General features: G+C 72.7%; 20 protein-coding genes. 11 read left to right on the top strand and 9 right to left on the bottom strand.

Going from position 1 to position 18911, the window contains the following annotated elements; all coding sequences use genetic code 11:
- Nucleotides 1–55 precede the first annotated feature (55 nt).
- The gene (locus tag ACZ3I4_RS24115; protein ID WP_465384259.1) at nucleotides 56–844 is read right to left on the bottom strand and encodes an AAC(3) family N-acetyltransferase; all 789 of its coding nucleotides are present in this window, start codon (nucleotides 842–844) and stop codon (nucleotides 56–58) included.
- 236 nt (nucleotides 845–1080) lie between these two features.
- On the opposite strand from ACZ3I4_RS24115, the gene ACZ3I4_RS24110 reads away from it, so the two are divergent.
- Both ACZ3I4_RS24110 and ACZ3I4_RS24105 read left to right on the top strand, forming a co-directional pair.
- Nucleotides 1081–2013, top strand: coding sequence for an RNA polymerase subunit sigma-70 (locus tag ACZ3I4_RS24110; RefSeq protein ID WP_465384258.1), 933 nt, complete (start codon nucleotides 1081–1083; stop codon nucleotides 2011–2013).
- A gap of 22 nt (nucleotides 2014–2035) precedes the next feature.
- Nucleotides 2036–2704 (top strand): SDR family NAD(P)-dependent oxidoreductase, encoded by a 669-nt coding sequence (locus ACZ3I4_RS24105; RefSeq protein WP_465384257.1) that lies wholly within the window; start codon nucleotides 2036–2038, stop codon nucleotides 2702–2704.
- Here the strand turns inward: ACZ3I4_RS24105 and ACZ3I4_RS24100 are convergent.
- Nucleotides 2684–3502 carry a dihydrofolate reductase family protein gene (locus tag ACZ3I4_RS24100; protein ID WP_465384256.1) on the bottom strand — a complete coding sequence of 273 codons (819 nt, stop codon included), beginning with the start codon at nucleotides 3500–3502 and terminating at the stop codon, nucleotides 2684–2686. The genes ACZ3I4_RS24105 and ACZ3I4_RS24100 overlap by 21 nt on opposite strands.
- Before the next feature lie 133 nt (nucleotides 3503–3635).
- Here ACZ3I4_RS24100 and ACZ3I4_RS24095 point away from each other — a divergent pair, with 133 nt between their 5' ends.
- Nucleotides 3636–4553, top strand: coding sequence for an RNA polymerase subunit sigma-70 (locus ACZ3I4_RS24095; RefSeq protein WP_465384255.1), 918 nt, complete (start codon nucleotides 3636–3638; stop codon nucleotides 4551–4553).
- Nucleotides 4554–4615: 62 nt separating this feature from the next.
- Here ACZ3I4_RS24095 and ACZ3I4_RS24090 read toward each other — a convergent pair whose 3' ends face one another.
- Nucleotides 4616–5179, bottom strand: a complete 564-nt coding sequence (locus ACZ3I4_RS24090) for a TetR/AcrR family transcriptional regulator (protein ID WP_465384254.1) — start codon at nucleotides 5177–5179, stop codon at nucleotides 4616–4618.
- Between the two features lie 90 nt (nucleotides 5180–5269).
- Between ACZ3I4_RS24090 and ACZ3I4_RS24085 the strand changes: the two genes are divergently transcribed.
- Nucleotides 5270–6220 carry a ketopantoate reductase family protein gene (locus ACZ3I4_RS24085; protein ID WP_465384253.1) on the top strand — a complete coding sequence of 317 codons (951 nt, stop codon included), beginning with the start codon at nucleotides 5270–5272 and terminating at the stop codon, nucleotides 6218–6220.
- A gap of 16 nt (nucleotides 6221–6236) precedes the next feature.
- On the opposite strand, the gene ACZ3I4_RS24080 is transcribed toward ACZ3I4_RS24085, so the two are convergent.
- The 3 genes from ACZ3I4_RS24080 to ACZ3I4_RS24070 all read right to left on the bottom strand — a co-directional run bounded on the left by ACZ3I4_RS24080 (nucleotide 6237) and on the right by ACZ3I4_RS24070 (nucleotide 8006).
- On the bottom strand, nucleotides 6237–6701 hold the full coding sequence (locus tag ACZ3I4_RS24080; protein ID WP_465384252.1) for a BON domain-containing protein: 465 nt from the start codon (nucleotides 6699–6701) through the stop codon (nucleotides 6237–6239).
- 91 nt (nucleotides 6702–6792) lie between these two features.
- Nucleotides 6793–7710, bottom strand: coding sequence for an alpha/beta hydrolase (locus ACZ3I4_RS24075; RefSeq protein WP_465384251.1), 918 nt, complete (start codon nucleotides 7708–7710; stop codon nucleotides 6793–6795).
- On the bottom strand, nucleotides 7710–8006 hold the full coding sequence (locus tag ACZ3I4_RS24070; protein WP_465384250.1) for a putative quinol monooxygenase: 297 nt from the start codon (nucleotides 8004–8006) through the stop codon (nucleotides 7710–7712). Before ACZ3I4_RS24070 ends, ACZ3I4_RS24075 begins: the two co-directional genes overlap by 1 nt.
- Before the next feature lie 313 nt (nucleotides 8007–8319).
- Between ACZ3I4_RS24070 and ACZ3I4_RS24065 the strand changes: the two genes are divergently transcribed.
- From ACZ3I4_RS24065 to ACZ3I4_RS24050, 4 genes are read left to right on the top strand one after another with little or no spacing between them, the layout of a single operon-like run.
- The gene (locus tag ACZ3I4_RS24065) at nucleotides 8320–9228 is read left to right on the top strand and encodes an eIF2B alpha/beta/delta subunit family protein (protein WP_465384249.1); all 909 of its coding nucleotides are present in this window, start codon (nucleotides 8320–8322) and stop codon (nucleotides 9226–9228) included.
- Nucleotides 9229–9275: 47 nt separating this feature from the next.
- Nucleotides 9276–9941 (top strand): response regulator transcription factor, encoded by a 666-nt coding sequence (locus tag ACZ3I4_RS24060; RefSeq protein ID WP_465384248.1) that lies wholly within the window; start codon nucleotides 9276–9278, stop codon nucleotides 9939–9941.
- Nucleotides 9934–11247: a sensor histidine kinase gene (locus ACZ3I4_RS24055; RefSeq protein WP_465384247.1), complete on the top strand. Its 1314-nt coding sequence runs from the start codon at nucleotides 9934–9936 to the stop codon at nucleotides 11245–11247. The genes ACZ3I4_RS24060 and ACZ3I4_RS24055 overlap by 8 nt, the downstream gene beginning before the upstream one ends.
- 38 nt (nucleotides 11248–11285) lie before the next feature.
- Nucleotides 11286–11810 carry a PepSY domain-containing protein gene (locus ACZ3I4_RS24050; protein ID WP_465384246.1) on the top strand — a complete coding sequence of 175 codons (525 nt, stop codon included), beginning with the start codon at nucleotides 11286–11288 and terminating at the stop codon, nucleotides 11808–11810.
- Nucleotide 11811: 1 nt separating this feature from the next.
- Here the strand turns inward: ACZ3I4_RS24050 and ACZ3I4_RS24045 are convergent, their stop codons facing one another.
- On the bottom strand, nucleotides 11812–12954 hold the full coding sequence (locus tag ACZ3I4_RS24045; protein WP_465384245.1) for a GDSL-type esterase/lipase family protein: 1143 nt from the start codon (nucleotides 12952–12954) through the stop codon (nucleotides 11812–11814).
- A gap of 5 nt (nucleotides 12955–12959) precedes the next feature.
- Entirely contained in the window at nucleotides 12960–13532 is a 573-nt protein-coding gene (locus ACZ3I4_RS24040; protein ID WP_465384244.1) for a TetR/AcrR family transcriptional regulator, read from the bottom strand.
- Between the two features lie 109 nt (nucleotides 13533–13641).
- Here ACZ3I4_RS24040 and ACZ3I4_RS24035 point away from each other — a divergent pair, with 109 nt between their 5' ends.
- The gene (locus ACZ3I4_RS24035; RefSeq protein WP_465384243.1) at nucleotides 13642–15291 is read left to right on the top strand and encodes a sensor histidine kinase; all 1650 of its coding nucleotides are present in this window, start codon (nucleotides 13642–13644) and stop codon (nucleotides 15289–15291) included.
- Here ACZ3I4_RS24035 and ACZ3I4_RS24030 read toward each other — a convergent pair.
- Nucleotides 15213–15872 (bottom strand): O-methyltransferase, encoded by a 660-nt coding sequence (locus tag ACZ3I4_RS24030; RefSeq protein ID WP_465384242.1) that lies wholly within the window; start codon nucleotides 15870–15872, stop codon nucleotides 15213–15215. The two genes, ACZ3I4_RS24035 and ACZ3I4_RS24030, sit on opposite strands and share 79 nt — an antisense overlap.
- Nucleotides 15873–15933: 61 nt before the next feature.
- Between ACZ3I4_RS24030 and ACZ3I4_RS24025 the strand changes: the two genes are divergently transcribed.
- Both ACZ3I4_RS24025 and ACZ3I4_RS24020 read left to right on the top strand, forming a co-directional pair.
- Nucleotides 15934–16467 carry a TetR/AcrR family transcriptional regulator gene (locus tag ACZ3I4_RS24025; RefSeq protein WP_465384241.1) on the top strand — a complete coding sequence of 178 codons (534 nt, stop codon included), beginning with the start codon at nucleotides 15934–15936 and terminating at the stop codon, nucleotides 16465–16467.
- 205 nt (nucleotides 16468–16672) lie between these two features.
- Nucleotides 16673–18910: an ATP-binding protein gene (locus ACZ3I4_RS24020; protein ID WP_465384240.1), complete on the top strand. Its 2238-nt coding sequence runs from the start codon at nucleotides 16673–16675 to the stop codon at nucleotides 18908–18910.
- Nucleotide 18911 lies beyond the last annotated feature (1 nt).

Raw genomic sequence — 18911 nt, 5'->3', positions numbered from 1 at the left:
GCTGCTCCAGGCTGGTGTCGTGCTCTTCAGAACCGACCGGCGACAGTCGTGGCGGTCACGACCGGTGGCGACCGAGCCACACCGTCGCGAAGTCGACCAGTTCGCGTTGCGGCATCAGACGGGCTTCGGCGTTGCCGACCGTACCGAGACGCACGGCTCCTCGTGCTTCGTAGTCGGAGCCGATCGCCGCGAAGTCCGACGCGTCGGCCTCCGGCGCCGTCCACGTGACCCAGCGGCTGCCCCCCGAGGACTCCCGGACGGCGGCGCCATAGCCGGACATCACTGGTCGCGGCTGACGGCACTCGGCCAGATGCAATGAGGTGTTGCGGTCGTGCCCGCAGCCCAGCAGCAAGACGTGGCCGCGCGCGCGATAGACGGCCCCGAGCGGGGAGCGGTCACCCAATCCGTCCTCGAGCGGATGATCGCCGGTGACGGATGCGGCCCCGGCGCCCAGCGCGGCGAACGACACATGCGGATGAGAGCTGCGCATCGCGCCCGGCCAGGTGCGTACGAGCTCGGGCAGCGCACCCATCCACCGGCTGGGCGTGCGGGCCGGATCGAAGCCGGGGCTCTGCTCGCGGAGCACCGGCCACCACGCCGGCGGAACGGGCGGGTTGCTCCAGTCCGCCGGGTCCGAGTTCGACGGCGTGTGGGTCGGCACCACCAGGGTGCCGGCCGGAGTGAGCACATCGAGCAGCGCCTGGACGACGGCTTGCACGCCACCGGCAACCGAACCAACGGCCCGCATCGAGGAATGCACCAGAACCGTGTCACCGGCGGACAGACCAAGCCCTCGGAGATCCCCGGCCAGGGAGCCGGCAGTGTGCGGAAGCGCCTGCGTCACCACATCATTGTGCGGGCGGCAGCCCGATCGTCAACGCATCCCGCTTGTCGCCTATCGGCTGCGTCCCGGTCCGGTTGTCCAGGCTTCCGCCGGCCTCGGATGGGGCAAGGTCGGGCGTGCGGCCCGGCTCTGTCGATTCGGCCGCTCACTGGCGAGGAGGAAGGCTCTGAGAAAACTCCCGGCGCCCGGTGAGTTGGGGCGCCTTCACGGATCCGTACGGGGGAAGGGGGTTTGCCTTGACTCTGGAAGTTAGTGGATCGCTGCGCCGGGAGGTTGTGGCGCACTGTTATCGGATGCTGGGGTCGGCGGCCGACGCCGAGGATGCCGCGCAGGAGACGCTGCTGCGGGCGTGGCGTGGGTTCGACCGGTTCGAGGGGCGTTCGTCGGTGCGGACGTGGCTGCATCAGATTGCCACCAACGTCTGCTTGCGGGCGATGGAACGACGGGTTCTGCCGGCCGCGCTCGGCGACCCGGAGACGAACTGGGAACGCCCGGCCCGGGCGGCCGAGGCGGGCACCCGCTGGGTCGGGCCGTTGCCGGTCGACCCGGCCGACGAGGCGGCGACCCGGCAGCAGGTGCGGCTGGCCTTCGTGGCCGCGCTGCAGCACCTCCCGGCCAAGCAGCGTGCCGTGCTGTTGCTGCGCGACGTGGCCGACCTGCCCGCTGACGAGACGGGGGCCGCGCTCGGCATGACGACGGTCGCGGTCAACGGCGCCCTGCTGCGGGCCCGCAAGCGCATCGCCCGGGAGGCGCCCGATCCGGAGACGATGATCGAGCCGGACAGCGGGGAGACGCGGGCCCGGCTGCACCGGTACGTCGAGGCGTTCGAGCGGGCCGACGTCGGGGCGCTGCAGGCGGTGCTGCGCGAGGACGTCACGCTGGAGATGCCGCCGCACGCCAGCTGGTTCGCCGGCCGTGAATCGGTGCTCGGCTTCCTCGGCGCCCACGTGCTGCGCGAGCCGGGGCGGTTCACGGTGCGGTCCGTGTCACCGAGAGCCAACGGGCAACCCACGCTGGCCCTGTACGCCGGCGAGCAGCCCCACGCGCTGCAGGTGCTGGAGTTTGACACCGGTGGCATCCGGCGGATCCACATCTTTCTGCAGCCCTCGCTGTTCACGATGTTCGGGCAGCCGGTGAGTCCGGGCGCCGGGCCGGATCTCCCTAGCTGACAACCGATGCTGGGGAGGAACGATGAACGGCAAATCAGTGGTAGTGGTGGGCGGCAGCCGCGGGCTCGGGCTGGGCGTGGTGCGGGCCGCACGCGATGCGGGAGCCGAGGTCCGGACGGTGTCGCGCGGTCCGTCCGATGTCAACGGTGTCATCAGCGAGCAGGGCGACGCCGCCGACGAGGCCTTCGCCGAGAAAATCCTCAGCGACGCGAGCCCCGACCTGCTCGTCATCACGGCCGGGGCCGTTCCGCCGATGCACCCGCTGACCGGGCACACCTGGGAGTCATTCTCGGCCAACTGGCACGCCGACGTGCGGATCGCCTTCAGCTGGCTGCGGGCGGCGCTCCTCGTGCCGATGCGCCGTGACACCCGTGTCATCGTGTTCGGCAGTGCCGCCGAACTCCACGGATCCCCGCTCAGCGGCGGCTACGCGGGCGCGAAGGCCACCGTGCGGCTGATGACCCGGTACGCGGCGGCCGAGGCCAAGGACCTGGGCATCACGATGACGACCGTGCTGCCCGTGGTCACGCCCGGCACCACCATCGGCGAGACCGCGATTGCCGCGTACGGGCCCCGCCCGGGCCCGACGCCGGAGTTCATCGGCGCCGGGATCATCGGGCTGGCGCTGGAGGACGCCGTCGGTGACGCCTATGTGGTCGACGCCGAGGGGCTACGGCCGCTGGTCCGCTGACCGCTCCCGGCGAAACACCGTCAGCACCGCCGGCCCCACCGGCTCGGCCAGCGTGAACCGGAACTCGGCAGCCGCCCGGGCGGCGGGTTGCCGGTCGCCCGCCGCGGCAACGGGCTTCGGGTCGCCAGCCGTGGCGGGTGGCCGGTCGCTGGTCCCGGAACCGGGTTGCCGGTCGCCCGCTCCGGCAACGGGCTTCGGGTCGCCAGCCGTGGCGGGTGGCCGGTCGCTGGTCCCGGAACCGGGTTGCCGGTCCTCCGCCCCGGCAGCGGAGTTCCGGTCGGCCGCCGTGGCGGGTTGCCGGCCGGCCGCTCCGGTGGCGGTCTGCCGGTCGCCCACCGCGGCCTCGAACAGTCGGTCGCCCACCGCGGCCTCGAACAGCCGGTCGCCCGCGCCGTCCACGATGGGGAACGTGAGCACCCGGTACTCGTCGACCAGATCGGCCGCGGCCAGCGCGTGCACCAGGCTCGTGCTTCCGATCACCACCACGTCCCGGGGCTCCGCGGCCGCCCACGCCAGGGGATCGCCGTCGATGGCGGCCGAGTTCTCCCACAGCGACGCGTCGATTCCCGTACGGGTGGCCACCCGCTTGGGCACGGTGTTCATCAGCTTGGCGTAGTCGCTGTCGCGGCTGGGCCACAGCCGGGCGAACTGCTCCCACGTCCGCCGCCCGTACAGCTGAACGCCGTTCTCCATTCGCGCGCCGAGCCGGAACTTGTCGTCGGCCACCGGACCGTGGCGTTGCGGATCGGACACCACGCCGTCGAGCGTGGCGAACTGGATGACGATGATGTCGCCCATGGTGGGCTCCTCTCTGTTCGTTCACCCCCACTTACCGGCGTCCGCGGCGAAACTCATCGGCTGAAGGCGTGCTTCATAACTGGACCTCGCCGCAGGCCGGCCCCAGTTATGAACACGCCTTAAGCTCGCCGACATGGAAGCGTGGCACCAGCTCTACCGGGCCGACGTGCTCGCCCACTGCTATCGCCTGCTCGGGTCGGTCGAGGAGGCCGAGGACCTGACCCAGGAGACGTTCCTGCGGGCGTGGCGGGCGGCCGACCGCTACGACCCGGAGCGCGCGTCGGTGCGCACGTGGCTGCACCGCATCGCGACCAACGTCTGCCTGACCGCGCTCGAGGGCCGCGCCCGGCGGCCGCTGCCGAGCGGTCTGGGCGGCGAAGGCGATCCGCACGCCCCGCTGACGCCGAGCCTCGACATCCCTTGGCTGCAGCCGTTCCCGGATTCCCGTCTGGGTGATCCGGCCGAGGCCGTCGAACAGCGCGCGAGCCTGCGGCTGGCCTTCGTCGCCGCCCTGCAACTGCTGCCCGCCCGGCAGCGGGCCGCCCTGGTGCTGCGCGAGGTGCTGCAACTGCCGGCGGCCGAGGTGGCCTCGATCCTGGAGACGACCGTCGTCTCGGTGAACAGCAGCCTGCAGCGGGCCCGGAGCACGTTGCGGGCAAGCGGTCCGGCGTTGTCCTCGCTGCGTGAGCCGGACGACCCGCAGGAGCGGGCTGTCGTCGAGCGCTATCTGAAGGCGTTCGAGGCGGCCGACGTGCCCGGGCTGACCCGGCTGCTGGCCGAGGACGTCGTGCTGGAGATGCCGCCGGTCGCGCTGTGGCTGTCCGGAAAGGATCATTACCGGGCATTCCTGGAGCGGGTGTTCGCGATGCGAGGCACCGGCTGGCGGATGCGCACGGTGGCCGCCAACGGAACGACGGCCCTGGCCGCCTACGTCCCCGACGCGCACTCGCTCCAGATCTTCGACGTCTCCGGCGGCCTGATCAAGCGTTGTGTGACGTTCGTCGACCCGTCCCTGTTCGAGCTGTTCGGGTTGCCCGCGCGGGCCGGATGATCGAATTCGCGGCGGCGCGGGCCGGGTGATCAAGGTTCGCGGCGGCGCGGGCCGGGCGATCACTATGGGCGGCGCAGGCCGTCGAGGAGCAGGGTGACGGCGCCCTCCGCGTCGGCCCGGGCGTCCGGCTGGTCGTAGGCCGCGCAGATGCCCTGCACGACCATCATGACGGCGCCGACACCCACGTCGTCGCGGAGGGTGCCGTCCTCGACGCCCGCGGCCAGGAGCCCGGCTATGGCCCCGCTCAGTTCGCGGCCGCCGTCGGCCAGGGCGTCCGAGCGCGTCACCATCAGGGTGGCGAGGGTGCGGGCCAGGCCCTGCTGGGTGTGCAGATGGTCCACGAAGCCGCGCAGGAAGACGGCCAGCGCCTCCGCGGCGGGCCGGGTGGCCCGCAACTCGCGGGCGCGGGCGCAGATCTCCGTGAGCTCTTCCCGATAGACCGCCTCGGCCAGCGCCTCGCGGGTGGGGAAATGCCGGTAGAGCGTGCCCGTGCCCACCCCGGCCAGCTTGGCGAAGTCGTCGAAACGCAGGTCGAAGCAGCCGCCGGCGAACAGTTCCCGGGCCTTGGCCAGCAGGGCCTCACGGTTGCGCCGGGCGTCGGCGCGCAGCGGCTTGGCGGTGGTCAACGGACGCCTCCTTTGACAAACGGAAACTGTCTCCATATCTTGAAAGTGGAGACAATCTCCGATTCTAGGCGACCGGTCACGAGGTGCGGTATGAAGATCTTGATGTTCGGCCGGGGCGTCATTGCCGTGGCGTACGGGTGGGCCTTGGAGCGGGCGGGGCACGAGGTCGAGTTCTACGTCCGTCCCGGCCGGGCCGCGGCGTACGGGCCGATCAAGCTGGAGCTGCTCGACGCGCGGCGCCGGATGCGGGGGCAGCGCGTCACCGGGACGTGGCCGGTGCGGTACCGCGAATCGCTGGAGCCGGATCACGACTTCGACCTGATCGTGGTCAGCGTGCAGCACTACGGCTTCGACGAGGTCATGTCGTTCCTGGCGCCACGCGTGCACAAGGCGACGGTGCTCGTCTTCAACAACCTGTGGGTCGAGCCGCTGGAGGCGGTCGGCGCCCTGCCCGCCGACCAGGTGGCCTGGGGTTTCCCCGGCGCCGGTGGTGGCTTCGGCGACGACGGCGTGCTGCGGGCCGCCCTGCTGCCCATGGTCTTCTTCGGCACCCTGGGCCGGCCGCCGACCGAGCGCGAGCAGGCCGTGCGCGAGGTCTTCACCCGGGCCGGGTTCCGGATCCGCGAGAACGCCGACTTCCGGGGCTGGCTGTTCCTGCACTTCATCCAGAACGCGGGCCTGCACACGCAGAGCCTGAAACTGGGCTCGCTCGGCGCGCTGGCCCGCAGTCCCGGCGACGTCCGGGAGGCGATTCTGGCCACCCGCGAGCTGCTGCCCCTGGCCGAGGCCCGCGGCGTCGACCTGAGCCGGCATCGCGGCGAGCTGCTGCCGTTCACCGCGCCGGCCCGGCTGACCGCGCCCGTGCTGGCCCGGCTCTTCCGTCACTTCCCGCCGATGCGGACGGTGATGGAGGCGCACGCCAACCCCGAGGAGCTGCGGGCGGTCTGCCGCGACACCCTGGCCGAGGCGCGCCGGCTGGGCGTGCCGGTGCCGCGGCTGGAGGCGGCCGAGCCGTTCTTCGCCGTCGAGAAGACCGCCTGAGGGCTCGGCGCCGGTCTCACTTCGTGGAGTGGGCCCGGCGCCGGCGCAGGAAGTCGATCAGCACGACACCGGCCGCGCACAACACCGCCGCGCCGACCCAGCGCGAGGTGACCACGAACGGGATCAGCAGGGCGCAGGTCGCGAAAGCCACTACCATTCCCGGCGTACGGGGGGAGAGGCCTCGCGGCACGTCCCGGACGAGCTCGGCGAACGGGTCGGGATCCGCGCCGGTGGCCACGATGCCGTTCGCGACGTCCCGCACTCCCGGGACGCCGCGGGCGATCTCCGCGGCCGCTTGACGCACGCCCGGCCGGTCCGTCCAGCCGGCCAGGATCACCACCCCGGCCTGGACCTCGACGTCAAGAGCCGTTTCCCCCGTACGCCCGTCGGCCCGCAGACGCCGCTCGACCTCGGCCCGCAGCCGCCCGCCGGGGTCGTCGCGCCCGACGTTGCCGAAATCGGGCATCGGCCACATGGTCATGGTGCCGCCCTCGTTTTCCGACGGTTCGATGTCGCGGCCACTCTGGCGCACCGATTTTGCGACGACGCCCCGGAAATATGACAGTTTCGGCTCAGATCATCCGGGCCAGCCATCGGGTCCGTGTGGTGCGGGCGGCCACCGACAGTTCCGCGGCCGGGAAGAGCGCGTCGAAGCCGTGGAAGCCACCGGACCACACGTGCAGCTCGGCCCGTCCGCCCGCGGCCCAGATCCGGGCGGCGTAGCCGGCGTCCTCGTCGCGGAACACCTCGTCCGAGCCGGCGTCGATGTAGGCCGGGGGCAGCCCGGACAGGTCGGCGGCGAGGGCGGGGGAGACGTACGGGGAGATGTCGCCCTCGAGGCCGCCCAGCAGGCAACGCCAGCCGAACTCGTTCATCTCGCGGGTCCACACGCCGGGCTCGCCGGTGAACTGGCGGCTCGACGCCGTGCTGTTGCGATGGTCGAGCATCGGGCCGATCAGCACCTGGGCGGCGATCGAGGGGGTGCCGCGATCGCGGGCCAGCAGCGTGACCCCGGCGGCCAGGCCACCGCCCGCGCTGGCGCCGGCCACGACGATGCGGTCCGGGTCGATGCCCAGCTCGGCCGCGTTCTTCGCGGTCCAGATCAGTCCGGCGTAGCAGTCCTCGACCGGCGTGGCGCCCCGGGCCTCGGGGGCCAGCCGGTAGTCGACCGAGACCACGACCGCGCCGAACTCGGCCAGCCAGTCCAGCGGGATGTCGATCTGCGAGAACCGGTTGCCCATGATCATGCCGCCGCCGTGGATCCAGTAGACGCACGGCGCGCCGGAGGGGAGCGGGCCCGCCGGGCGCACGACGGTCAGCGGGATCTCGGCGCCGTCGGGTGCGGGGACGGTCACCTCGCGCCGCGCGGTCGTGCTGCCGGTGATCGGCGGCGGGGCGGCGTACGGGCGGATCTGCTCGAGGGTGTCGGCGCCGAGCCGGGGCATCGGCGGCATGCCGGCGAGCAGCGTGCGGAGTTCGGGGTCCAGCATCAGAACGCCGCCTTTCCGCCGACCGGCACCTCGTCGGTGTACTGCGAGTCGCCCTCGAGCAGCGGCTGCAGCCCGGCCACCAGGGCCTGCGCCGGCTCGGTGGCGAAGAACGCGGCGTGCGCCTCCGCAGTGGTCCAGCCCTCGGTGATGTGCACGACGTCGGGGTTCCCGGCCGAGCGTCCAACGAGGAACACCACGCAGTCGGGGTGGGTGAGCGAGGGCGCGTCCAGCAGCAGCCCCACCACCTTGTCGCCCAGGCCGGCCCGGGCGGTCATCGTGGCGTGAAAGCCATGCATCTGATTCTCCCATCCGTTGTTTCGGTGCTGGAACCAGCGTCGCAGGATGAGCAGCTCAAACGTTATGGTGATCCTCGCCGCCTCTTGCACGATTCTGCCGGGCCTAGGATTCGCCGGGGAATCGACCGGGGCCTGGCCGACCGCCACCTCGACGCGGGAGAGTGACGCTCGCGTCCTGAGGGGCGGAAAGCGGTCCCCGGGCGTTCCGACCCGAAGATCATCAAAATAGTCTGCTCATGAGTTCGACCCGCCCGTGCCGCCGCAGCCACGGTGGACGGCCGGCGGCTGCCGCACCCGACCAGAAGGGCAACTCATGACCGAGCTCGAGGACCTCACCCGGGCGGTGATCGGCAACATGGTCCCCGGCGGGAGCATGTTCGGCCGCACGGCCGCCCGCATCATCGAGCTCACTCTCGAGCCGCTGTCCGCCGCCGAGCCCGCCGTGGTGCGGGCCGAGCTGACCCGGGTGTGCGACTGGGCCAACCGGACCAAGCCGACGATGGCCACCGTCCGCAACGCCGTGGCCCTCGCCCTGGACACCGCGGCCGCCACCGACGGGTCGTCCCGCTCGATCGTGACGGCCGTGTCCGCCGCCATGCGCGCCTTCGTCACCCGTTCGGAACGGGCGGTCGAGGCGCTGGCCGACGGCATCACCGAGATCGTGAAGCCCGGCGCCCGGGTGCTCGCCCACTCCAACTCGGCCTCGCTGAGCAGCGTCCTGCGCCGGGTCGTGGCCACCGTCCCCGACGTGTCGATCAGCGTGACCGAGTCCCGCCCGTACCGCGAGTCGCGCCGCCTGATCGAGGGCATCGCCGGGTCGGGCGTACCGGTGACGTTGTTCTCCGACGCCTCGATGGCGATCGCGGTGGGCCGGTCGGACGTCGTGCTGGTCGGGGCGGACGCGGTCTTCGCCGACGGCACGCTGGTCAACAAGACCGGGACGATGCCGCTGGCCCTGTCCTGCCGGCACCACGGCGTGCCGCTCTTCGGCGTCACCGAGCTGGCCAAGGTCTTCGACGGCGACGCGTCCGAGGTCGGCATGGAGGTGCGGCCCGGCGCGGAGCTCAGCGACGGCTGGGAGCTGGCCGAGAGCGGCCGGGTCGAGGTCTGGAACCAGTTCTTCGAGCCCGTCCCGCCCGAGCTGATCGCCTCGTATCTCACTGAATCGGGCCTGGTAGCGCCGGACGGAATGCTGGCGGCCTACCGCCACAGCCTGAACTGAGCGGCCTCTTCAGCTCGCGTTCAGGGTCGAGGGAGGAAGATGCACCGATGCGGGTTCTTGTCGTGGATGACGAACAGCGGCTGGCCCGGTCGTTGCGGCTCGGGCTCGAGGCCGAGGGTTTCGCCGTCGACGTGGCCCACAACGGCGTCGACGGGTTGTGGCTGGCCCGCGAGAACACGTACGACGCGATCGTGCTCGACCTCATGCTGCCCGGCCTCAACGGCTACCAGGTCTGCGCGACCCTGCGCCGCGAAGAGGACTGGACGCCGATCCTCATGCTCACGGCCAAGGACGGCGAGTGGGATCAGATCGAGGGGCTCGATACCGGCGCCGACGACTACCTGACCAAGCCGTGCTCGTTCCCCGTGCTGGTGGCCCGGCTGCGCGCGGTGAGCCGGCGCGGCGCGCGTGAACGCCCGACCGAGCTGGTCGTCGGTGACCTGCGGCTCGACCCGGCGGCGCGGCGGGTCTGGCGTGACGGCGCCGAGGTGGAGCTGACCGCCCGCGAGTTCTCGATGCTGTTCTTCCTGGCCCGGCACCCGGGTGACGTCGTCTCCAAGCGGCAGATCCTGGACGGGGTGTGGGACGGCGACTTCGAGGGCGACCCCAACATCGTCGAGGTCTACATCGGGCACCTGCGCAACAAGATCGGCCGCACGGCCATCCAGACGTTGCGCGGCGCGGGCTACCGGCTGGCGAGCGGCGGTGGCTGACGTCCGGCTGCGCACGACCGCGGCGGCCGTGCTCGTCGTGGCGGCTGCGCTGATCGTGGGCGCGGTCGCTCTGGTCGTGCTGATGCGCGGATCGCTGCGCGACGGGCTGGAGGCCACCGCCGAGCAACGGGCCTCCGCCCTGCTGAGCCAGGCCCGCAGCGGCACGCTGCCGGCGCCGGAGGCGGGCGACGACCCGGAGGACCTCGACGACCTGATCTGGCAGGTGACCGCCCCCGGCGGCGAGGTCGTCCGGTCCGCGGTGGCGTTGCCCACCACGGCCATCGGCGAGGTGACCCTGGCCGGCGGCGACGATCCCTATCTGGTGGCCACCGATGAGGATGGCGGCTATCGGGTGTCGGTCGCCGTCTCGCTGGAGGACGTCGACGAGTCGACGTCGGCGCTGATGACCCCGCTGCTGGTCGGGGTGCCGCTGCTCGTCCTGCTGGTCGGCGGCGTGACCTGGGTGGTGGCCTCGCGGGCGCTGGCCCCGGTCGAGCGCATCCGCCGCGAGGTCGAGGCGATCACCGGCGACCGGCTCGACCGGCGGGTGCCCGAGCCGGCGTCCCGCGACGAGATCGGCCGGCTGGCCCGCACGATGAACCGGATGCTGGGCCGGCTGCAGGACTCCCGCGACCGCCAGCGCGCGTTCGTGGCCGACGCCTCGCACGAGCTGCGCTCCCCGGTGGCCAGCATCCGCCAGGTGGCCGAGGTCGCTCAGGCCCACCCGGCCGCCCTGCCCGACGGCGAACTGGCCGGCACGGTGCTCGAGGAATCGGCCCGCCTGCAGCGTCTGGTCGACCAGTTGCTGCTGCTCACCCGGGCCGACGACGGCGGGGCGCGGCGCGCCGACCACGACGTCGACCTCGATGACCTGGTCCTTTCCGAGGCACGACGAGTTTCCCGTACGGGCGTGAAGGTCGACACCAGCGGCGTCGGCGCGGGCCGGATCCGGGGCGACGAGGCCGCCCTCGCCCAGGTGATCCGCAACCTGGCCGACAACGCCGCCCGGCACGCCAAGGGGGCGGTGGCGGTCGGTGTCCGCGAGATCTCCGGTGCGGTCGAGCTCACGGTCGACGACGACGGGCCCGGGATCCCGGCCGGCCAGCGTGACCGGGTCTTCGACCGGTTCGTGCGTCTCGACGAGGCCCGTGCGCGCGACGACGGTGGCAGCGGGCTGGGGCTGGCCATCGTCAAGGAGATCGTGACCGCGCACGGGGGAACCGTCGCCGTCACGCCCTCGGTGCTGGGCGGCGCCTGTTTCACCGTACGGTTTCAGGCTGGGTTCAGGGACGGTCCCGCACAGTAGGCGAGTACCTGATCCCCGAGCTCGAAAGGCACCAACTCATGAACACCGCCAAGCTCCGCAGCAAGCGCGTCATCGTCACCACGGCCGCCGTGGCCGCCCTGGCCGTGGGCGGCGGCGTCTGGGCCACCGCAGCGAACGCCGACTCCGAGGTGAGCAACGGCGACCGGGACCGGGTCGGCAACGCCGCCGTCCAGGCCGTCGGGGGCGGCACCGTGCTCGACGTCGAGAGCAGCGACGACCCGGGTGAGGCGTACGAGGTCGAGGTCCGCAAGACCGACGGCACCGAGGTCGACGTGGTGCTCGACAAGGACCTGAAGGTTCTGAACCAGCAGGCCGACACCCCGGACAGCGACACGCCGGACGCCGCCGTGACCGACGCCCAGCGGGCCTCGGCCGAGAAGGCCGCCCTGGACGCGGTCGGCGGCGGCACGGTCCTGGACGTCGAGGCGAGCGACGGCCAGGCGGCCGGCTACGAGGTCGAGGTCCGCGACTCCGGCAACAAGGAGTGGGACGTCGAGCTCGACTCGGCCTTCAAGGTGCTGACCAAGAACGAGGACAACTGAGTCAGGCGAACACCCGGGCGGCGAAGCGCCGGCCGATCAGGTGGTGGGTGGCCGCGTCCGGATGCAGCCCGTCCGGCAGCGGCCGCTCCGCGTGGTCGGCCTCGCCGTACAGGTCCAGCCCGTTCAGGTAGGACAGGTGCGGGTCGGTCCGGGACCGTTCGGCGACGATGCGGGCCAGCTCGTCCCGGATGACCGTGAGCGTGAGCTTGCCCGCGGCCCGCTCGGCCGGATCGCCGGTGGCCACGAAGCCGAGCCGGCCCTCGCGCAGGGCGGCCATGTCGAAGGCGCCGGGGCCGGGCGTGTCCTCGTGGATCGGGCAGTAGATCGGCGAGACGACGACCAGCGGTGTCTCCGGGTGGCCCTCGCGGATGGTGTCGAGGAAGCCGTGCACGGCTGGGCCGAACGCCCGCAGCCGCATCAGGTCGGCGTTGACGATGTTGATGCCGAGCTTGACGCTGATGAGGTCGGCCGGGAGGTCGCGCATCGTGCGGGCGGTGAAGGGGTCGAGCAGGGCGCTGCCGCCGAGGCCCAGGTTGGTCAGCTCGGCCCCGCCTTGCGCGGCGGCGATGGCGGGCCACGTGGTGCTCGGGCCGGCCGCGTCCGAACCGTGGCTGATCGAGCTGCCGTGATGCAGCCACTGCGGTCGCCCGGAGGGCGCGGCGGGTTCGATCGGCGCGTCGGTGCGCAGCTCGATCAGCTCGGTCCTCTCGTTGTGGGGCAGCCAGATCTCGACGGTCTTCGGCTCGTCCGGCAGGCCGGCGAAGATGGCCCGGCCGGGCTCGCCGGGAACGGCCGTGGTGGCCCCGGTGGCCAGATCGATCGTCACGGTGGTGCCGCCCCCGACGGTCTGCTGCCCGCTCAGGACCCCGTCGGCGTACAGGTCGTAGACGCCCTGCGGCCGGGGCGGCGCGCCGCGGTAGACCAGCTTGGTGGGCATGGTGACGAGCTCGACGCGGGTGGCCCGGGTGCGGAACACCACCCGTACGCCGGAAGGTTGTGCCTCGGCCGTCGCGAGCTGAGGGTCGGCGCACTGGGCCCGGGCCCAGGCCGGAAGCCGGTTCGGCAGCAGCCCGTGGGCCGTGCGCTCGAGCTCGGCGGCGCCGCGGATCAGCTCGGCGGACAGGGGTGTGGTGTGGTCGGTCAACGGACTCATCCTTCGTGGGGCCAGTGGCGCAGCAGGGAGTCGAGCGCGTCGAGGATGCGCTCCCACGACTCCTGCGGGCCGGGCTTGCTGTGGTCGAACCCACCGCCGAGCTCCTGGGCGATGTAGCCGTGGAAAACACTGCCGATCAGCCGTACGGCGTGGGTCTGCTCGGTCTCGCCGAGGTGGTAGCCGCGCAGGATCGCGCGGGTCATCGCCGAGTGGCGGGGACCGGCGCTGCTCAGGGCGGTCTCGTGGTCGAGACGCAGCTGCGCCGCCGCGTAACGGCCGGGATGCTCGCGGGCGTAATCCCGATAGGTGTTGCCCAGCGCGGCCAGCGCGTCCTTGCCCGAGCGGCCGGCCAGCGCGGCGGCGCCCCGGTCGGCCATCTCGGCCAGCGCGAGCAGAGTGATCCGGGTGCGCAGGTCGCCGGCGTTGCGGACGTGCGCGTAAAGGCTCGCGACCTGCACCCCGACCCGCCTCGCGACCGCCGACGGGGTCACCTGCTCGAAGCCCGCCTCGTCGGCCAGCTCGGCGCCGGCCAGGGTCACCCGCTCGGCCGTCAGGCCCATCCGCACCATGATCGTCCCTCCCTAACGAATTAAGGCTATCACCTAAAACTTTTAGGAAGACTTCCCCGTACGGGTTACTTGCAGTGCGGCAAACGGCATGGGCCATACTTCCCGTCTCATGCCTACCCACGGGACGGTCTTCACCTTGGACACCCTGCACGTCCGGTCCTGGACGATGCGCCGCCGCGTGCTCATGCTGTTCGCCGTGGCCGGCGTGCTGCTGGCCGGCATCGGAGCGATCGCCGCGATGACCGCCGTCGACAGCAACAAGCACCTCGACGTGCTGCTCGACAAGACCGGTCCGATGCGCGTCGCCGGTCAGGAGCTGAATTCGGCCTACCTCGATCAGGAGACCGGCGTACGGGGCTTCGCGCTGAGCCGATCGGCCAAGAACCTGCAGCCGTACGAGCAGGGGGTGGCCGCCGAGAAGCAGCTGCTGGCGCAGATCGGCGAGCTCAACGGGCCCGGGGGACGCGCCAATATCCGCGCCGACCTCGACCGGGTGCGGCAGCTGGCCGAGCAGTGGCGGGCCGACGTGGCCGCCCCGGTGATCGCGGCCGGCACCGCGGGAACGGGCGCGAGCATCGACGAGGCCGCCAACGACACCCGCTTCAACGCGCTGCGGGCCGCGGTGGACACCCTGCAGGCCGACATCCTGGCCCTGCGCGACGAGGCGGCCGGAGCGGCCCGGCGGACCGGCTCGGTGCTGGTCACGCTGGAGATCGCCGCCGCCGTGATCCTGATCGTGGTCGGCGGGCTCATGCTCCTGCTGCTGGACCGGCTGGTCAGCCGCCCGATCGCCCGCCTGGCCGGCGAGGTGCGCCGGGTGGCCGACGGCGACTACGACCGCCGGATCGTCTCGGCGGGCTCGCCCGAGCTGGCCAGCCTGGCCGGCGACGTCGACGGCATGCGGCAGCGCATCGCCTCCGAGCTGACCGAGGTGCGCGAGGCCCGCACCCAGGTCGAGTCGGCCAACCAGCAGCTCGAGCTCAAGGCCGACGAGCTGAGCCGGTCCAACCGCGACCTCGAGCAGTTCGCGTACGTCGCCTCGCACGACCTGCAGGAGCCGCTGCGCAAGGTGGCCAGCTTTTGTCAGCTGCTGCAACGCCGGTACGCGGGCCGGCTCGACGACCGTGCCGACCAGTACATCGCCTTCGCGGTCGACGGCGCCCAGCGGATGCAGCGCCTGATCAACGACCTGCTCGCCTTCTCCCGCGTCGGCCGGCTCACCACCGGGTTCACGCCGGTGCCGCTGTCGCGGGTGCTGACCGAGGTCGCGTCGCAGTTCGAGTCGCGCGAGGGCGAGATCACCTGGTCCGATCTGCCGACCGTCGACGGCGAGGAACCGCTGCTGACGAACCTGTTCGCCAACCTGATCGGCAACTCCCTGAAGTTCCGCCGCCCCGGCGTGTCCCCGGTCGTGCGGGTGAGCGCCACGCGCGAGGACGGCGAGTGGCACCTCAACGTCCGGGACAACGGCATCGGCATCGAACGCGAGTTCGCCGACAAGGTCTTCGTCATCTTTCAGCGCCTGCACCCGCGCGAGGCCTACGACGGAACCGGCATCGGCCTGGCCATCGGCAAGAAGATCGTCGAATACCACGGCGGCCGGATCTGGCTCGACCTCGACGTCGAGGAGGGCACCTCGCTCTGGTTCTCGATGCCCGTCCCGGAGGAAGCGGTGGCCGATCAGCCGTCCAACGCCCCGGAGCCGGTCCAGCAGCTGAGTTCCATGCCGTCCTCGACCGGGAAGTCCACGCTCACGTAGCCGTTGGCGGGATCACGGACGTAGGCCAGATAGTCGCCCATCGAGGCGAACGTCGAGTCGTCGGCGACCACCAGCGCCCCGGGGGACAGGCGCGGTTCGAGCAGGCGCAGCACCGGCAGGCACAGGTCCTTCCAGCCGTCGAGCAGCAGCAGGGAGATCGGGCCGCCGCCGCCGGCCAGGGTGGTCAGCGCGTCGCCGGGGAGCACCGTGACCAGGTCGGCGAGCCCGGCCGCGGCCAGGTTCGCGCGGGCCGCGCCCACCTTGGTCGCGCTCAGCTCGGTGGTCACGACGTGCCCGGCGCCGTTGTCGCGCACCCCGGCGGCCAGGAAGAGCGTCGAGATCCCGTACGAGGTTCCGAACTCGACGACCGTGGCCGGGCGGGTGGCCCGGACGAGCGAATAGAGCAGGTCGCCGCCGCGCTCGGAGATCGGCATGTAGACGCCGGCGAGCAGGTCGGCCCGGTCGGCCGCCGGCATCGACGGGCTGGGCCGGCCGGGGGAGCGTTCGTCGTCCCGGTCCGCCTCGGCGAACAGCCGGTCGAGCACATCGCGGACGGTGGAGTCGTGCAGAGTCGTGGTCATGGGGGCTAGGCTAGACGCAACGTCGCGTCTAAGGAAGGCTGCGTTGAGGAAAGAGGGCTTGATGCATCGCGGAAACCGGCACGGGCGCAGCGAGGCGGCGCGGGAGGCGGTTCTTGAGGCGGCCGACGACCTGGTGGCCGAGGTCGGGTTCGCGCGGGTCACCATCGAGGGGATCGCCGCGCGGGCCGGCGTCGCCAAGCAGACGATCTATCGGTGGTGGCGCTCCAAGACCGACATCCTGGTCGACGCGCTGGTCGCCGACGCCGGCGAGGAGCTGACCCTGCGCGACACCGGCGCGCTCGCCACCGACCTGGAGGCGCACCTGGCCGAGCTGGCCCGTTTCCTCGGCGAGTCCGACGCGGGGGCCGTCCTGCGGGCGCTCATCGGCGAGGCGCAGCACGACGCGGCCGTGGCCGACCGGCTGCGCGCGGAGATCCTGCCCCGGCTCCGCGCCCGCGACCGGGTGCCGTTCGAGCGGGCGGTGGCCCGCGGCGAGCTGCCGGCCGGCGCGGACATCGACGCGCTGGTCGAGCAGGCGGTCGGGCCGATCTATTACCGGGTGCTGGTCACCGGCGGCAGCCGGGCACGCGCTTGACCATGTGGTCGAGGCCAATCGCGGCCCGGCGGCGAACTGCCAGGTCAGCGACCGCGTCCGGGCTGCTGGTTGGATCTGTCGTCGCTCCGTGATCTCATCGCGCCACCCCCGTGTGCGTCTTCAATGGACTGCTCCCGAGTATTTGGGCGGCGGCCCGGCCGAACCAGGAAACTGAACCGGAAATAGCGCTGCGACAATGGGCCGCATGCAGGAGCCTGAGGACTTCGCGGCGGCGCTGAGGAACCACCGGATCGTCGCCGGGCTGTCGCAGGAGGCGCTGGCCGAACGGGCCGGCATCACCGAGCGCTCGGTGCGCAACCTCGAACGCCGCTCGGTCCGCAACCCGCGGCCCGAGACGGTGGCCCTGCTGGGGACGGCCCTCGGCCTGACCGGCGACGAACTCGACGGCTTCGTGGCGTTCGCTCGCGAGGACTACTGGGCGCAGCGCGGCGCGGACCGGCCCACCTGGCGCATCCCGGCCCAGCTGCCGCTGCACCTGCGCGGCTTCACCGGCCGCGACGACGAGATCGCCCAGCTCGACGCCGCCCGCGACGCCGGCCTCGTGGTCGTCACCGGCTCGCCCGGCGTCGGCAAGACCGCGCTGGCGGTGCACTGGGCCCAGCGGGTCGTGCGCCGGTTCCCGCACGGCCAGCTCTTCGTCAACCTGCGCGGCTTCGACCCGGCCGGGGCGGCGATGGACCCGGCCGAGGCGGTCCGCGGCTTCCTCGACGCGCTCGACGTGCCGGTGCAGCGCATCCCGGCCGACGCCGCCGCCCAGATCGCGCTGTACCGCAGCCTGCTGGCCCGCAAGCAGATGCTGATCTTGCTGGACAACGCCCGCGACGCCGCGCAGATCCGCCCGCTGCTGCCGGGCGGCACCGGCTGCCTGGTGCTGGTGACCAGCCGGCACGAGCTGACCGGGTTGGTCGCCGCCGAAGCCGCCCGGCCGCTGATCCTGGGCCGGCTGCCCCGGGCCGAGGCGGCCGGGATGCTGCGCCTGCGGCTCGGAGCCCAGCGGCTCGACGACGAGCCCGGCGCCACCGAGGCGATCCTGGCGGCCTGCGCCGGCCTGCCCCTGGCGCTGGCCATCGTGGCCGCCCGGGCCGCCGTCCGCCCCGGCTCCCGCCTGGCCGAGCTGGCCGGGGAGCTGCACGAGGCCCGCGCCCGGCTGGACGCGCTGGCCAGCGGCGACGGCGTGACCGACGTACGGGCGGTGTTCTCCTGGTCCTATCAGGCCCTCGAACCGGGCGCGGCGCAGCTGTTCCGCCTGCTCGGCCTGCACCCGGGCCCCGACGTCGCCCCGGCCGCCGTGGTCAGTCTGGCCGCCCGGCCCGCCGCGCATGTGCAGGCGCTGCTGGACGAACTGGCCGGCGCGCACCTCCTCGAGCAGTGGACCCCCGGCCGGTACGCGCTGCACGACCTGCTCCGCGCGTACGCCGGCGAGCTGGCCCGCACCCACGACGGCGCCGCCGACCGGCACGCGGCGACGCTCCGGCTGGTCGACCACCACCTGCATACCGCGTACGCCGCCGACCGCCTGCTCAACCCGGTCCGCGACCCGATCACCCTGGCCCCGCCGGCCCCCGGGGTCGTCCCCGAACCGCACGCCGGCCACGCCGGCGCCCTGGCCTGGTTCACCGCCGAACACCAGTCGCTGCTGGCCACGGCCGACCTGGCCGCCGGTTCCGAGCGGGCCTGGCAGCTGGCCTGGGCCCTCACGACGTATCTGGACCGGCAGGGGCACTGGCGGCACTGGGCCGCCACCCAGCACGCGGCCGTGACCGAGGCCCGGCGGTCCGGCGACCGGGCGGCGCAGGCCCGCGCGCACCGCCTGGCCGCGCTCGCGCTGGGCCGGCTGGGCGACTTCACCGCGTCCCACGCCGACCTGGAAGAGGCCCTGCGGCTGTACGACGAGATCGGCGACCACATCGGGCAGGCCCACACGCACCACAACCTGGCCCACGTGTGGGAGCGTCAGGGCCGCTACGACCAGGCGCTGCACCACGACCGGCGATCGCTGGAGCTGTCGGTGACCGCGGGCCACCGTGTCGGCCAGGCCGACGCGCTCAACGGCATCGGCTGGGCCCAGGCGATGCTCGGCCGGCCCGAGCAGGCCCTCGAGTCCTGCCGGGAAGCCCTGGAGCTGCTGCAGCAGCTCGGCAACCGCTACGGGCAGGCCCACACCTGGGACAGCCTCGGCTACGCCCACCACCAGCTGGGCGATCACGCGGCCGCCCAGCAGTGCTACGAGCAGGCCGGCGCGCTGTTCCGCGACCTCGGCGACCGCTACTTCGAGGCGTCGGTGCTGGTCAGCCTGGGCGACGTCCACCTCGCGGCCGGTTGCGCGGATGAGGCCCGCGACTCCTGGCGGCAGGCCCTGGCCATCCTGGAGGACCTCGACCACCCCGACGCCGAGGGCGTACGCGTAAAGCTTTCTGTGTAAT

The organism is Actinoplanes sp. NPDC021490, from assembly GCF_055562135.1.
The sequence above is the reverse complement of the archived record's forward strand: the minus strand, read 5'-3'. Positions and strand labels throughout refer to the sequence as shown.

Bases quoted from the DNA above. Each gene is read 5' to 3' on its own strand.
- ACZ3I4_RS24105 (WP_465384257.1), top strand. From the start codon at position 2,036: ATGAACGGCAAATCAGTGGTAGTGGTGGGCGGCAGCCGCGGGCTCGGG.
- ACZ3I4_RS24100 (WP_465384256.1), bottom strand. From the start codon at position 3,502: ATGGGCGACATCATCGTCATCCAGTTCGCCACGCTCGACGGCGTGGTG.
- ACZ3I4_RS24095 (WP_465384255.1), top strand. From the start codon at position 3,636: ATGGAAGCGTGGCACCAGCTCTACCGGGCCGACGTGCTCGCCCACTGC.
- ACZ3I4_RS24085 (WP_465384253.1), top strand. From the start codon at position 5,270: ATGAAGATCTTGATGTTCGGCCGGGGCGTCATTGCCGTGGCGTACGGG.
- ACZ3I4_RS24080 (WP_465384252.1), bottom strand. From the start codon at position 6,701: ATGACCATGTGGCCGATGCCCGATTTCGGCAACGTCGGGCGCGACGAC.
- ACZ3I4_RS24075 (WP_465384251.1), bottom strand. From the start codon at position 7,710: ATGCTGGACCCCGAACTCCGCACGCTGCTCGCCGGCATGCCGCCGATG.
- ACZ3I4_RS24070 (WP_465384250.1), bottom strand. From the start codon at position 8,006: ATGCATGGCTTTCACGCCACGATGACCGCCCGGGCCGGCCTGGGCGAC.
- ACZ3I4_RS24065 (WP_465384249.1), top strand. From the start codon at position 8,320: ATGACCGAGCTCGAGGACCTCACCCGGGCGGTGATCGGCAACATGGTC.
- ACZ3I4_RS24060 (WP_465384248.1), top strand. From the start codon at position 9,276: ATGCGGGTTCTTGTCGTGGATGACGAACAGCGGCTGGCCCGGTCGTTG.
- ACZ3I4_RS24050 (WP_465384246.1), top strand. From the start codon at position 11,286: ATGAACACCGCCAAGCTCCGCAGCAAGCGCGTCATCGTCACCACGGCC.
- ACZ3I4_RS24040 (WP_465384244.1), bottom strand. From the start codon at position 13,532: ATGGTGCGGATGGGCCTGACGGCCGAGCGGGTGACCCTGGCCGGCGCC.
- ACZ3I4_RS24035 (WP_465384243.1), top strand. From the start codon at position 13,642: ATGCCTACCCACGGGACGGTCTTCACCTTGGACACCCTGCACGTCCGG.
- ACZ3I4_RS24030 (WP_465384242.1), bottom strand. From the start codon at position 15,872: ATGACCACGACTCTGCACGACTCCACCGTCCGCGATGTGCTCGACCGG.
- ACZ3I4_RS24025 (WP_465384241.1), top strand. From the start codon at position 15,934: ATGCATCGCGGAAACCGGCACGGGCGCAGCGAGGCGGCGCGGGAGGCG.
- ACZ3I4_RS24020 (WP_465384240.1), top strand. From the start codon at position 16,673: ATGCAGGAGCCTGAGGACTTCGCGGCGGCGCTGAGGAACCACCGGATC.